Source organism: Lysinibacillus sphaericus, assembly GCF_002982115.1.
In the GTDB taxonomy this organism is placed as follows: domain Bacteria; phylum Bacillota; class Bacilli; order Bacillales_A; family Planococcaceae; genus Lysinibacillus; species Lysinibacillus sphaericus.
This window is the reverse complement of the sequence record NZ_CP019980.1, coordinates 1,138,533-1,153,193: the sequence shown is the minus strand read 5'-3', so window position 1 is coordinate 1,153,193 and position 14,661 is coordinate 1,138,533. Positions and strand designations below refer to the sequence as shown.

The 14,661-nt window shown below is 37.8% G+C and carries 13 protein-coding genes; 1 reads left to right on the top strand and 12 read right to left on the bottom strand.

The genetic code is table 11. From position 1 onward, the window contains the following. Positions 1-51: 51 nt before the first annotated feature. The 5 genes from LS41612_RS05870 to LS41612_RS05850 form a co-directional block, all read right to left on the bottom strand. Entirely contained in the window at positions 52-1,491 is a 1,440-nt protein-coding gene (locus LS41612_RS05870; protein WP_024363693.1) for an o-succinylbenzoate--CoA ligase, read from the bottom strand. 330 nt (positions 1,492-1,821) lie between these two features. Next, complete coding sequence (menB, locus tag LS41612_RS05865; protein WP_024363692.1) at positions 1,822-2,640, bottom strand: 1,4-dihydroxy-2-naphthoyl-CoA synthase; 819 nt, start codon at positions 2,638-2,640, stop codon at positions 1,822-1,824. A 63-nt stretch (positions 2,641-2,703) separates the two neighbouring features. After that, positions 2,704-3,513: a 2-succinyl-6-hydroxy-2,4-cyclohexadiene-1-carboxylate synthase gene (menH, locus tag LS41612_RS05860; RefSeq protein WP_024363691.1), complete on the bottom strand. Its 810-nt coding sequence runs from the start codon at positions 3,511-3,513 to the stop codon at positions 2,704-2,706. Continuing rightward, positions 3,501-5,225, bottom strand: a complete 1,725-nt coding sequence (gene menD, locus LS41612_RS05855) for a 2-succinyl-5-enolpyruvyl-6-hydroxy-3-cyclohexene-1-carboxylic-acid synthase (RefSeq protein WP_024363690.1) — start codon at positions 5,223-5,225, stop codon at positions 3,501-3,503. Before menD ends, menH begins: the two co-directional genes overlap by 13 nt. Further along, positions 5,218-6,603 carry an isochorismate synthase gene (locus LS41612_RS05850; protein WP_024363689.1) on the bottom strand — a complete coding sequence of 462 codons (1,386 nt, stop codon included), beginning with the start codon at positions 6,601-6,603 and terminating at the stop codon, positions 5,218-5,220. The genes menD and LS41612_RS05850 overlap by 8 nt, the downstream gene beginning before the upstream one ends. A 353-nt stretch (positions 6,604-6,956) precedes the next feature. Here LS41612_RS05850 and LS41612_RS05845 point away from each other — a divergent pair, with 353 nt between their 5' ends. Next, positions 6,957-7,877 carry a 1,4-dihydroxy-2-naphthoate polyprenyltransferase gene (locus tag LS41612_RS05845; protein ID WP_024363688.1) on the top strand — a complete coding sequence of 307 codons (921 nt, stop codon included), beginning with the start codon at positions 6,957-6,959 and terminating at the stop codon, positions 7,875-7,877. Positions 7,878-8,046: 169 nt separating this feature from the next. Here LS41612_RS05845 and LS41612_RS05840 read toward each other — a convergent pair whose 3' ends face one another. The 7 genes from LS41612_RS05840 to dpaL all read right to left on the bottom strand — a co-directional run bounded on the left by LS41612_RS05840 (position 8,047) and on the right by dpaL (position 14,494). Then, positions 8,047-8,973 (bottom strand): dipeptidase, encoded by a 927-nt coding sequence (locus tag LS41612_RS05840; protein ID WP_024363687.1) that lies wholly within the window; start codon positions 8,971-8,973, stop codon positions 8,047-8,049. A gap of 55 nt (positions 8,974-9,028) precedes the next feature. Then, a complete protein-coding gene (locus LS41612_RS05835; protein ID WP_036205401.1) occupies positions 9,029-9,466 on the bottom strand; it encodes a TraR/DksA C4-type zinc finger protein in 438 nt (145 codons plus the stop codon). A gap of 85 nt (positions 9,467-9,551) precedes the next feature. After that, entirely contained in the window at positions 9,552-10,313 is a 762-nt protein-coding gene (locus tag LS41612_RS05830) for a MerR family transcriptional regulator (protein ID WP_024363685.1), read from the bottom strand. A gap of 180 nt (positions 10,314-10,493) precedes the next feature. After that, complete coding sequence (locus LS41612_RS05825; RefSeq protein WP_024363684.1) at positions 10,494-11,267, bottom strand: DUF7683 domain-containing protein; 774 nt, start codon at positions 11,265-11,267, stop codon at positions 10,494-10,496. Positions 11,268-11,397: 130 nt separating this feature from the next. Then, positions 11,398-12,174 (bottom strand): SAR2788 family putative toxin, encoded by a 777-nt coding sequence (locus LS41612_RS05820; RefSeq protein ID WP_024363683.1) that lies wholly within the window; start codon positions 12,172-12,174, stop codon positions 11,398-11,400. Between the two features lie 15 nt (positions 12,175-12,189). Next, positions 12,190-13,047, bottom strand: a complete 858-nt coding sequence (locus tag LS41612_RS05815) for a S8 family peptidase (RefSeq protein ID WP_024363682.1) — start codon at positions 13,045-13,047, stop codon at positions 12,190-12,192. Between the two features lie 235 nt (positions 13,048-13,282). Beyond that, a complete protein-coding gene (gene dpaL / locus LS41612_RS05810) occupies positions 13,283-14,494 on the bottom strand; it encodes a diaminopropionate ammonia-lyase (protein ID WP_024363681.1) in 1,212 nt (403 codons plus the stop codon). Positions 14,495-14,661: the final 167 nt, after the last annotated feature.

Here is a 14,661-nt window from a genome sequence, read left to right as displayed (position 1 = left end):
AGAAGTGACTTCTAGCATGCTATTTTTAAAGGCTAAATCCATTATTGAAAGTTATTCACTGGCAAGTAAAGCTGCTAATTTTCTTCTTAGTAGCTTATTTGCTCCATTACGTGGCAGTGTATCGATTATTTTAATTTGTTTGGGAACTTTATATTTAGCCAGTTTCTTTTCACAGTATTGCTTTAAGTTTTCCATCGTGACCGCTTCCTTTAAAACAACAAATGCTATAGGAACTTGTCCCCATGTTTCATCTTCAATGCCACATACACCCGCTTCCTGAATAGCTGGATGTGCCAATAGCACATTTTCAATCTCTGCTGGATAAATATTTTCACCACCAGAAATAATTAAATCTGCCCGACGATCCACTACAAACAAGTAACCCTCCTCATCCATATAGCCAATGTCTCCCGTGTGAAGCCAGCCCTCCTCAGTTGCGCTTTTCTCGGCAAAACGACCTATGTAACCAGGCGTTACGTGGGGACCTCGAATACATATTTCCCCTTCACCTTGTGCATTGGGTGCTGAAATTTTTATTTGGTTAAAAAACAATGGCTTACCTGCTGAGCCAATCTTTGTCATGGCATCTTCACTTGCCAATGTAGCCGTTTGTGACGAGGTTTCTGTCATACCATATGTTTGAGCTACTGCTAAATGCAATGCACTTGCTCGCTCTAGATAATCCACTGGTACAGGACCACCACCGGCTAGCATCAATTTAAAACGCGGTGACGCCTGCGCCTTATTTAACTCAAGGGTATTTAAAATGCGTTCTAATGTTACAGCGACCACTGACATATGGGTGACATCACCATCCATAATATTTTGCGTGATCGCCTCTACGTTAAAATGCTCATATAGTTGTACTTTATTGCCGTATAACAATGAACGAACTAAAATGGAAAAACCACTTATATGGAATAATGGCACTGCACACAACCAAACATCATCGGCTTGTAAACCTATGTTTAGAACAGAGGCTGTAGCACTTGCCTGATGATTGCCAACTGTTTGACGAACCCCCTTTGGAAAGCCTGTCGTACCAGACGTATACATAATGGATGTTGTTTGATTGAGTGACCATTCTTTTGCAATATCAACATATTGCTCTTTACCATTTTCTATTGTCGTAAATTCATGATAGTGTACGGATGACGGTAATTTTTCTACATCCTCATCTGCAACTAGCACAATCGTTGCTTGTGAATCTTCTAATTGATATGCGATTTCTGCTTGAGACAGCCTGCGATTAAGCATCACCATTTCACATTGCAAATGCATACAAGCATACATCATAACGACCAGTGCAGGCGTACTCGGACCCATAATAGCGATACGATGCCCTTGCTGCACCCCAAGTGCTGTTAATTGTCGAGCTCGTTTTAAGGATAGCTCATTTACTTGTTGAAAGGTCCAAGTTTGTCCTTCATATGTGAGAGCGCTACGTAATGGTGTGATAGACGCACGCTGTAAAATCCAGTTTGGATACATTGTTTGCTTCCTCCAATCATTACACTGATATGGTACTGCTTCAGCCTGATATAGACAGAAAAAGAGGCTGTTACATAACTAAAAAAATTTAAGGAACAGAGGAATGGTGTTCATCAATTTTTGCTATATGGCGAACTTCGCTATGGCTCCTGCTCAGAACGTACACCGTAAGACACGGGCATTCTGCGTGGTAGCGAAGGTTGGGCTTACGGTGCTAAGCGGAAAGCACCGCTGAAGTGGACAACAACGGCGCAGTAAAAAAGTGTTAGATTGACTACCATCAATCTAACACCTTTTCTCTTTTACCCCAGCTTTTTCTAATATTCCGAATCAAGGGAATCTTGGGAATTGACCAAAGTCTGGTTGACGTTTTTCTTTAAATGCGTCACGACCTTCTTTTGCTTCATCAGTAGTGTAGTAAAGAAGTGTAGCATCGCCTGCCATTTGTTGAAGACCAGCTAAGCCGTCTGTATCAGCATTCATAGCTGCTTTTAAGAAGCGTAGAGCTGTTGGAGACATTTGTAGCATTTCTTCACACCATTGCACTGTTTCGTCTTCTAATTGTTCATAAGGAACAACTGTATTGACTAAGCCCATATCAAGCGCTTGCTGAGCATCGTATTGACGGCAAAGGTACCAAATTTCACGCGCCTTTTTATGACCGATAATACGTGCAAGATAGCCTGAACCATAACCAGCATCAAATGAACCAACTTTAGGACCAGTTTGTCCGAAACGAGCATTGTCTGCTGCAATTGTAAGGTCACATACAACATGTAATACGTGTCCTCCACCGATAGCATAACCAGCAACCATCGCTACAACTGGTTTTGGAATAACTCGGATTAAACGTTGTAAATCAAGAACGTTTAGACGTGGGATTTCATCTTCCCCTACATAGCCACCATGGCCGCGTACCTTTTGGTCTCCACCTGAGCAAAAGGCTTTTTCGCCTTCACCTGTTAAAATAATAACACCGACATTTTTGTCATCGCGAGCACGAGAAAATGCATCAATCATTTCCATAACTGTTTTTGGTCGAAATGCATTGCGCACTTCTGGACGGTTAATCGTCACTTTAGCGATACCGTTATAAAACTCATACTTAATATCTTCGTAAGTATGTAATGTAGTCCATTGACGTGACATTGAAATACCTCCTAATTATAAAATTCGCCTCATTACTACTAAGAGGCGCTAACGTAAAAAACATTACGTTAAATACTCCTTTACTATTGTAGCAAATTCAGCTGGATTTTCCACATGAATTGCATGTCCAGCGTCATTTACTGACATATGCTTTCCATTTTTTAATAACGCTTTCATTTCCAATGCAATATTACAAAATTTAACATCTAATGAACCCGTTATTAATAGTACAGGTAATTCTAATTGAATTAAATTATCCCAGTTTGATAGTTGCATGCCTGTTCCAATTCCTCGTAAACTGCCTGCCAAGCCCTTTTCACTTTGGGCCAATCGTTCTGCTCGAACTGCTTGTTTTACATTTTTAGCTAAACGCTTCTGCGATTCAAATAGCGCAATATTTTCCCATGAATTAACAAAGGACTGTAAACCATTCGTTGTTATTTTCTCCGCTAACGCATTATCACGCTCGCATCGCTCCATACGCTCTTTTGCAGTTCGCAAACCAGGAGAAGCACTTTCTAACAGCAACTTGCTGACACGTTGAGGGTAAGCAATCGTATAAGATAGTGCAATACGTCCACCCATTGAATAACCGAGCAATGCAAAAGTTTCTAATTGTAACTGACAAAATATTTCCTCTAAATCACGCAATTGTTCAGCCATCGTGAAGCGACTTACTTGCTCCGGTACGGCTGTTTGACCATGACCAATTAAATCAATCGCCACAACTCGCACATGTGGAAGTTCCTTTGCTAAATTTCGCCATGTAGCAGTACTACCTGTAAAGCCATGCAGGGCAACTAGTGTTTGCCCCGCTTCTTCATTCCATATATCCACATGTGTCTCAAGCCCACGAATCATTAGCTTTGCCATGCTTTTAACCCTGCATTAATACGATTCCAAAGCGCGCGGTGTGCATAGACATTTTCTTCACGGTTTGTAAAAATCTCAATTAATCGTAACGGATTTTTTCTCAACGTGTTAAATTTCGGCACTAACTGTGCAATATCCTCAACACAAATGTAGTCCATATTGTACATACGAGCAATGTCTTGGAATTCAAGTGCAGTTGGTGTACCAAATAAATCTTCATAATGAGCCTCTACCGTAGATTGCGGTAAATATGAGAAAATACCACCACCATCGTTATTCATGACAATAATGGTCATATTACATGCTTGATAGCGTGACGCAATTAGGCCATTGACATCATGTAAAAAAGCTAGGTCTCCGATAAGCAAATAGGTTTCACGGTTATTTCCTTGGCTTAAGCCCATTGCCGTTGATACGACCCCATCAATGCCATTAGCGCCACGATTCGCAAAAATTCGAATATCTTTTGATGTTGCCATTAAAAACGTATCGATATCACGAATGGGCATGCTACTGCTAACAAAAATATCACTGCCATTTGGAATGATTTCAAGTAAACGACTTACCATAGCACCTTCGTCAATTGCGCCTTCTGTATAATGCTCAATATACTCAAGTGCAATATCATTCGCATCTTGCCATTCCGCTAAATATGCCGCCTCTAGCGCAGTTTCAGCAAGGTCTAATTGTACGAGCCATTCGCCAATGCTTGCATGCAGAAAATGAGTGGACACCCCTGTTGAATCACGGAACATCGGATCTTCATCGACAACAATATAAGCTTGGGGCTGCGACTTTGTAATAAATTGCATCATAAATTTCGATACAGGTTGTGCTCCTAAGCGCAGAACTGTTTCAGGTACTACTAGCGCTTTAAAATCATCGTTTTTCATAATGGCATCATAGGTTGTCATAACATATGGCAAACAATCATTTGGCACGGAAGTTCGCATATTCGATAGACTCTCCACAATGATAGGCCATTTTAATTGGCGCACAAACTCCCACATAATGGTTAAATCTGTCCCGAGCGGAAGCTCCCCAACAACAACAAATCCTTTTTTAGTGTCTCGTAAAATAGAAGCCAGTTCTACTTGTGCAGCTTTCGGTGGCGTTAACTGTCCAATATGGCTTTGCTTAAACGTAACAGTTGGAAGCTCCTCTCGAAAATCAATGAGCAACGGTTCACGGAACGGTACGTTAAGATGTACTGGTCCAAATGGTGCACTTGTTGCAATAGCTACTGCACGTGCAATATGACGTTCAATAAATGGCAATGTCGGTGCAGCACCATCCGCTAGCGGAAAATCTACACTCCACTTTACATGTGCTCCGTATAAATTCGTCTGATTAATTGCTTGTGGTGCACCTACTTCACGTAATTCATGTGGACGATCAGCTGTTATAACAATTAGTGGTACTCTTGCATAACTTGCCTCCACAATCGCAGGATAATAGTTTGCCGCCGCAGTACCAGATGTACATAACAAAACGACAGGCTTAGTAGTCGCCTTAGCAATGCCTAACGCAAAAAATGCAGCAGCTCGCTCATCTACTTGACGGTACATCGTCAATTGCTTTGTTGAGGCAAAAGCATAAGCTAGTGGCGTCGACCGTGACCCTGGGCTTACAACAACATGTTGGACACCTGCTTGTACTAATGATGCAACCATTTTATAAACATAATCAGTCAATATTTTCCGTTCACTCATGTACTTGTCCTCCTAACGCTCGAAGCATTGGACGGAATTTCACTAATGTTTCCTCATATTCAGATTGTGGCTCTGAATCAGCTACAATACCGCCACCTGCATATAAATAAGCTTTATCTTTTAGTAGAGCTGCTGAACGAATCGCAACTGCGAATTCTCCGTTACCCTCCGCATCTAACCAGCCAATAGGTGCAGCATAAAGACCACGGTTCATTGGCTCGTATTTACGTATAGCAATCATTGCCTCTTTTCTTGGCACACCGCCCAAAGCGGGTGTTGGATGCAAATGCTTCGTCAATTGCAAAATGGTTGCTTCGTTATTTAGCTGACCTTCAACAGGTGTAAATAAATGTTGGATGTCTCTAATTTTTAGTAAGCGTGGTCCATCAGGTATTTTCATTTCAACACAATTTTTTCGGAACGTTTCCGCAATCATATCGACTACATATTGATGTTCACCACCATTTTTCGGATCATTTAATAAGCTTTGTCCAAAAGCTTCATCTTCCTCCGCCGTTTTACCTCGTTGAATAGATCCTGCAACACATGATGAGTAGGCACGACCATTTTCAACCTTTACAAGACGCTCAGGAGATGCGCCGAAAAATAATAAATCTTGCCACTCCAACCCAAACAAATAACTTTCAGGCTGTTCGTGAATAATTTGAGCTAATACTTGAGGTGAAGTTACTTGCTCCTTAAATTGCAGCGCAAGGGAACGTGCAATGACAACCTTATCCGCTTTTTTTGCTTTAATTAATGCTGTGACCTGATCAATTGATGCTAAATAAGGATCCTTATAAGGCTCGAAATAATTTGTGATTTCAGGCTTCGCATACATTTTCACTTCTTTTACTTGAGCAGCATGGATTAAATGATTTCGCTCTTTACGCAACGCCTCTAATTGTCCATCTGCCTCAGCAGCACTTGCGATAAGGTGAATGCTTACATAGGCTTTATCATCACGTAAAACAAGCTGATACGTTGCTAAGGCAAAATAAGCCTCTGGAAAGTCAGTCCACTCCCCATCTACATTATTTTGCGGATCGAATGTAAAACCACCAAACAAAATTGGTTGTAGTTCAGCCTGACCTTTTACGCAATTTTTCGTTAAGCGCTTCCACTCTGCTTCTACAGCATCAAAGCGGTTATTTTTTTCGTTATTTTGAATTGTGTGAGCGTGTCCTAGCCCAACCAATGTCATTGTTTTTTCTCTATTTTGCCAATAAAATCGTTCACCTTTATAACGCTCCTCGCCCGCTGCAAAAAATGCAAGAGCCGATAAGCGACTTACTTCGATTGTTTCCATATAAAAATGAAGGTTTTGGCCCAAAGAGTCCACTTCTAGTTCTGTGGCTTGGTACCACTTCTGTTGCATGAAAATTACCTCCGTTATTGCAATGTACATATCAATGATGTTTTCGCGTTATGGTACGTGTTGCGTTGTCCTGCACATACATAACATCCTACGTCTGTCGCTTTGATGTCACACACAAATCCCTCTGTGACATCCGTCTTTAGCATTACTTGTTCCGCTAAAATAGCCGTCCTATACGTTTGACGGCTCTGTTCTTTCTACTGCTTAATTTATATTCCCATCTCTCAAATGCATGTACTATTGTATCATTTTTTTAAACATAACAGTATGTAATAAGCTGTGAACCTATCCAATTTCTCTTTCTTCGTATAAAATAAGAAGAGTCTACAATAGTTGAAGGAGAGAAAGACCTTATGACCAAAGTCATTGAAGCTGATAGGGGTTTTAAAGTTTGGTGGCATTTAACACGTCCACATACTTTAACCGCTTCATTTGTTCCAGTATTTTTAGGAACAGCGATTGCGCTAGCAATTGAAAAAGAAACCATTCATTTTGGACTATTTTTTGCAATGTTAATTGCAAGTATGCTGATTCAAGCAGCAACAAATATGTTCAACGAATATTATGATTACAAGTTAGGATTAGATAATGAACATTCTGTCGGCATTGGTGGCACGATTGTGCGCCACGGTGTTCAACCGAAAACGATTATGCTGATTGCCCTAAGCTTTTATGCACTAGCCATGCTACTTGGCATTTATATTTGTGCCTCCACTTCTTGGTGGCTTGCTGTAGTTGGACTAGTATGTATGCTTATAGGTTTTCTATATACAGGAGGGCCGTACCCTATCGCATATTCACCTTTTGGAGAGCTTGTTTCAGGCGCAGTCATGGGGATGGGTATTGTCTTAATTGCCTTTTACATTCAAACACTTACAGTTACATTAGATGCGGTATTACTTTCTGTTCCGAGTATGATTTTAGTTGGCGCCATTATGCTTTCTAATAATATTCGTGACATCGTTGGCGATACAGAAGGTGGACGTAAAACACTGGCCATTTTAGTAGGACGCGACCGTGCTATTTCTGTATTATCTGGCTTTTTCATCGTTTCGTACCTTTGGGTTATCGCATTAGTAGCCATTGATGGGATTACTTTTTGGGCGCTTATCATTTTCCTAAGTGTACCGAAGCCACTCCGAGCAGTCCAAATTTTCCGCGATAAAAAAGAAGCCAAAGAAGTAATGCCCGCGATGAAATTTACAGCGCAAACAAATACATTCTTCGGTTTCCTATTAGCAATTGGTTTATTAGTAAATCATTTCTTTTATTAATAGGGTTAGTTAATTGCAACGGAGGCAGCGACTTCAACGAGAACAACATAAAACGTTAAACGTGGCGCCTCACATGCAAGTAGAAAATTGCAACCAACGGTGTGCGTTTGCCAATAGCAGAAATAACTTCGTAGCGATTTTTACTCTGTTGACACGCTAAAGCAGCAACTTATTTAGTTGCTGCTTTTTTTAAATATTGTTTGAAATTATTATGCGCAATTCCACGAACTTCTTCATCTGAAAAATGCTCACGTAACATCTCTAATAAATTTTGCGCCTCACCTGCATGTGCAAGACCTTTGATTGTCATATCTATTCCGTCAAAATCAGAACCTACCCCAAGATGCTCCATGCCAACGACACTTGCCAGATGCTTTATATGCTCAATTAAATCATCCATTGTTGCATTGTCGCCAATAAAATGCGGGTAGTAAACTAGATGAATATGCCCCCCATGCTCAACAAGCGCCTTAGCCTGTTGATCTGTTAAATTACGCGGGTGGTCACAAATTGCACGTGCATTGCTATGGCTAGCAATAATATGCTTTGCTAGCGGCAGTACATCCCAAAATCCTTGCTCATTTAAATGGGCAACATCAATGATAATATTCCGCTCATTTAGCATATTAACAACTTCCTTACCAAATGGCTTTAAACCGAGGCTAGCATCTTGCTCAGCACCATAGGCTACAGCATTCTCTTCATTCCATGTAAGACCTACTAACATAACACCTGCATCCAAAATTGCGGAAAGCTTTGTCAAATCCTCGCCAATTGCACTACAGCCTTCTAAACTTAAAATAGCACCAATTTCATGAGGTGCTAACGTATCGAGTTGTGACCATTCCGTAATATGCACCATGCCCTCTGTTTGTAATACTTGTGTATGAAAGGCTTCAATTTGGCGCATAACCTCTAAAAATTGCATACTTTGAGGTATTTCAGGGTCAATGAAAATGGCAAATACTTGTGCTTTGACTTGCCCTAGTTGCAGTCTTTCTTTATTAGCATGTAATCGGCTATCATTACTAAATTTGGGTTCTTCTAATGTCGTTAACTTTAATAAAACATCACAATGTAAATCAATTATTTCCATGTCCATCACCTCATACAGTTATTATACTGTTTAAGGGAAGAAATGCTCTTATTTTTTACATTTTATCTGATGGTGTATCAGAAGAACCAAATTCCTCAAGCTCTTCGAAATCATCAGATTTTGGTAAAGAGGATAATACATCTTCTTCTACTGGTCGCAGTAAATCGTCTCTTTGTTCAGCATGCTCTACACATGTCAATGCATGTGGCATAGCCTCTAAACGGCCTAACGGAATTTCTTCGCCACATATAGCGCACTTACCATATGTGCCATCTTCTATTGCTTGCAGCGCATGCTCGATTTCTTCAGCATGGTCACTGCGATGTTCATCAATGGCCATCTCCGTAAGTTGGTCTGTTAAATCACTCGCATTATCGGCTGGATGGTTATCATAATTTGAGAGCTCTGTTGCCTGCGGTCGCTCTGATTCTTCTAGCTGCTTCTCTAGTTCTTGTAATTCCTGCTGTAATTGGTTTTTAAACTTTTCGATCATTTGTTGTTTCAAAAAAATCTCCTCCTCATACTTTCATTTTTTCCTAAATATCTATTTCTAAAACATCTGTATGAGAAGGATTCCATTAGTTTTGTGTGTATTCTCTAATTACATCATGGAGAAATTGAGTAGCACCTTCTGACACATGTTGATCGTAATAAGCCGTAAAACGTTCATCTGCTATATACATTTGTGCTAAACCAGCATGTGCTTCCTTTGTATATTGCGGCCACGAAAAGCTCAGCCAACGCTTATGCAGTTCTGCCACTTCCATGGCGACATCATGTTTCACGTCGCCTATAGCCATTGCCTCTTTTAATCGTTCAAATAGTTGCTGTTCGAGTTGCTGCATTGCCTTATATTGTTCCTCTGATAAATTCTTAAACTTCGCATTCGATGCATCGACCTTTTCATGGCCGTAGTTTGCACGAATTTCTTTACCGTATTGTTTTTCATTTTCTTCAATCAGCAATTCTTTAAAGCCTTCAAATTTCTCTTCGTTTGTCATTGGTTGTTCCTCCTCAATCGATTGAATGGTTTGTTCCACTGTTTTTAATAATTGATCTAGCTGTTTTTTTCGTTGTAATAAAGCATCACGATGTGTTTTTAATGCCGCTTTATGTTGAAAATCAGGTGCATGAATAATGTTGTGAATGGTTTCAAGCTTCATATCTAACGCTTTATAAAACAAAATTTGCTGAAGAATATCGACTTCTTGTTGCCCATAAAAGCGATACCCTGCTTCATTTGTTCTTGCCGGCTTTAGTAAATCAATTTCATCATAATACCGCAACGTTCTCGTACTTACTCCTGACAATTTAGCAAGCTGTAAAATGGTATACTCCATTGCTTTCACCTCCATATTTATACTGTAAACCTTTCCGCAGCGTTAAGGTCAAGGGGATATTTATATAAGTCTGCCGTAAGGGAAAAATAAAAAGATCTGTGTCCACTTCACCCAGGAACAGATCTTAGAAGTTGCTTATAATATTTGGTTAACTTTTTAGAGTAGCTCAGTACAGTTAGGTTAATCCCCCGCACTTAGATAATATTGATACTTATTCGTATCTATTTTATGTCTTAATTTTTTTTGAAAAAATTGTTGGTTACTCGCTGTAATTGGAAATAACCCGATAACCGGATGAATATTTGAAAGATGCAATATTTCTCTATATTCCTCTATTGAAATGTCAGTTAGTATTTCCTCACCTACTACGGTATCTTCATTAATTGGCGTCCACATTATCATTCTTTCGATGTTCTCTTCATTGATATAAAATGGAGAAACCATTTCTTCTACAAATAAATTGTTTTCCCGAGCAAATTGTAATGGTTCCTCTTGATAATTATTTGTTCCAATAAACATATAATAGTCATCTCCAAAATGCACAAAAAAATCTAAAGTTATGAAATGACAATATATGAAACCTCTTAATACCATTTTAGAAATAAGAGGGATTTGATCAATCGATACTTCTTGATCATCTTTTAATTGAAAATTGTCTAATTTTTCATCATACAATTGATTATACAGAGCACAATTACTATCTACATCAATATAAGTCATGTTAATCATTGTTAATGATTTTATATGATTGACCTCTAAAAACTTCATGATTGTATTAATATAGGCAGTTTCGACCTTTAAATATTTTTCTAATGTAAAAGTTTCACCATTAATTGTCTTCCCAATGTGAGCTGGGCTTGTCCATTCCAATTTCTTCGTGTAATGCCCTTCATTATTTCTGAAGTCAGGATTATATTTCGTTATCCTCCATTGATATTTTATGTGATTATTCACTTTTATCACCTCTTTAGGAATATAATTAAAGAATATAAAATACTATTATAAAAAACAATGAAAGAAAGACATTTTCAAGAGCTCTTTTACTAAATATTCGAAATATTTTTTCGAAAAGATTTCTATATTATTAATCTCCTATTCTCTTTAAGACAGCATCATATGTTCCAGATCTCTTTATATCAGAGTTTAAATTCTCCCAATTTCTGTTAGCGCCCTTCCATACTCCTCCAATATGACTTGTTCTATCTCTAGTAATAAAATCTGGTCCATCAACAGCATCTTTTGCTGATTTTTTAAATATAGCTGTATCAAACTTTGTACGATAAGATATTTTTACATAACCCAGTTCCTCAGCTAATTCTTTTGCAATTTTATCTGTTGCTAATTTAGTTCTTGATGCATTGCTCAATTGCGCTTGCGTTACTCTTGCTAATCCATGTTTTGCAACCGCACGAGTAAAGCCATATCTAGCTACTGTAGCTAGAACAACAACTAATGGAGCAACTGACGCTTGAACTTCTTCCGTATTAATATAAGTCTCTTCGCCTGATTCTTTATCAATAAAAATTGCTCTAAAATCTTCACTATCTATTGTTAATAGGTTAATCTCATATTGTTTTTGTATAACTTCATCTGAGTTATCATTAAATAAATTAACCATGCTAATTTCATTTGTTTCAAAATCTATACTCAACTCACTTTCTACAAATAAATCTTTTGTATCTAGTAAAGTAGTTATTATTGTTACATTTTCTTCAGCTTTTTCAGTTATTTTAATTGATTGTTCGTCTGTCTCATAACTGGTTACACTATCAACCCCATCCGCTTGCACTAATAAAAAATTAGGGGCTACATATGAAAATAATAAAGATACAACAATGCTATAAATAATCTTCCTTTTCAAAATAATCACTCCTAATTATTTAATTATTAATAAACCTAACCCAAAATCATCCTTTTTTCCAAGTGGTTTAGAAGTCAATTTCAAGTCTTTTTTGGAGTCTTCTTTAGACATTAATATGGAAATAATACCTGTTGCATACGCAGTAGCTAATGATGTACCACTTTGAATTATAGTATCTCCATTTTGATTATATACAGGAATATCTACACCTGGAGCAACATAATCAATCTTCCCTTTAGCTGCTAAATTATATCTATTTAAATCTTTATCAATTGCAGATATTGAATAAACACCTTCATACATAGCAGGATAATGTGTATACAAGCCAAGTGTATTACCGGCTGATGCAACAACCAGGATATCATTTGATAATGCTAAATGAATTGCTTCCTTTAACATTGGTTCGTCTTTTTTAAAACCAAAACTTAAATTTATGATATCCACTTTCTTGTCTATACTCCAATGTATTCCGTCTATAACATTCTCAATTTGGCCACTCCCTTTACTATTTAATACTTGCACGTCATATAATTCAGCATCTGGATTAACACCAATAATGTTATGTGAGTTTTCTTCAGCTGCAATAATAGAAGCAATCATAGTACCATGTCCCAATTCATCTAAAGTCTCCGAATTCTTATTTATTGCATTATAAGTTTCTTTAACTTTCCCTTCCAAAATATCTAGATTACTATTTATGCCACTATCTAATATTGCAATTTTAACTACATTATCTCCTGATCTATTATTTTTTCCTTTATCATAAACTGTACAAATACCCCAGTTTTGTTCACATTCTTTAGAAGAAAATGCTATAGAATCTAAGCTAGCTTCTTTAGAACTGCACCCTATGAGAAATATTGATAATAACAAGAAGATAGGATAAAAGTATCTAATTTCTATTAAACCTCCTAACTAATTAAATGTATGAAAATTCCGTTAATTTAAAAGTTAAGCCTACATCTTGTAAACACATATATTTTAATTCCTACTAAAAGCTAAATATTGAGATATTCCGTATATAAGTAAAAATATTTTATAAAATGGATAAATAATTTGCAAGAATTAATATAAAAAAGCATCTCAGTATCCAAGATGCTCACCTTTCCTATTTAGCATACTTCCCATGCCACACTATATTTCTGTAGTTTTCTACGTCTGTGTCTCCCTCTGTACTAACAAACAATATCTTTGACTTTGGATTGAGCTGTAAAGCGACCTTTAAATCATAGTAATCCTCATTTGTCATTAATTCATAAAAACATCCAAATGGCGCTGCTCCTGATTCTCCTGCAACAATACGATTATCCGCTCCAAGTGGATTTCCCAAGACACGCATACCCGTTGCAGCTACTCTCTCACTACAACTAATACTTACCTTTGTATATGTTTTTAAAATATCCCAAGCGATAGGATTAGGCTCCCCACATGCTAAGCCAGCCATAATGGTTTGCATTTCTCCACCGACAGTAACAAACTGTCCAGTACCTCGGTTAAAACTCTCATAGAAGCAATTAGCTGCATCAGGTTCGATTAAAACAAATGTTAGTTGTTGTCCATAATATTGTTGTAAAAAAGCGACTATAGCTCCTGCAAATGAACCTACACCTGCCTGTAAAAATACATGGGTCGGTGCTTCTTGCAGATGGTCAACAATCTCTTTTGCCAATGTTGTATAGCCTTGCATAATCCATAATGGAATCTCTTCGTACCCTTCCCACATTGTATCCTGTATCACTATCCAGCCATTATCCTCTGCAAGCTGTGAGGTATACCTTACCGTTTCATCATAATTCATTGAAGTGATTTCTGCATATGCGCCCTCATTTTTAATATTTTGCAAGCGCTCTTCCGCACTACCAGCAGGCATATAAATTCGCGCCTTACAGCCAAGTTCCCTTGCTGCCCAAGCAACCCCGCGCCCATGATTGCCATCTGTCGTTGAAATAAAGGTACAGTCGCCTAATTTTTCTTTCACTTCAGGTAGTTTTAATTGTTCAAAAGACAATTCATCAATATTTTGATCTAGCAATTTCGCAACATATTTGCCAATCGCATAAATACCACCTAACACCTTAAACGCATTTAAACCAAAGCGATAGGATTCATCTTTAACAAAAATCTTACTGACCCCAAGATGCATTGCTAAAGCATCTAAATCATGTATAGGTGTTTTTTCAAAATTTTCATATGTATGATGGAATCTTTCCACACAATTAACCTGTTCTACTGTAAAATTTTGCAGTAAATCTTTACATTGTTGTAAGTTCTCTTGCAAAAGATATTGCCGATTATACACCCATCTTAAGTTTTCGCTCATTCGTATGATCCCCCTTTATAATTGCTTATACCTATATTACCTAATATTGCTATTAAAGAGAATCATCATTATATTCATAAATAGACAATGGGAAACGATGCACTCTCAATTTTTCAATCTAGCAAAAAAAAACGCAGTAAATGTGTAATCACATTTACTGCGTTTTA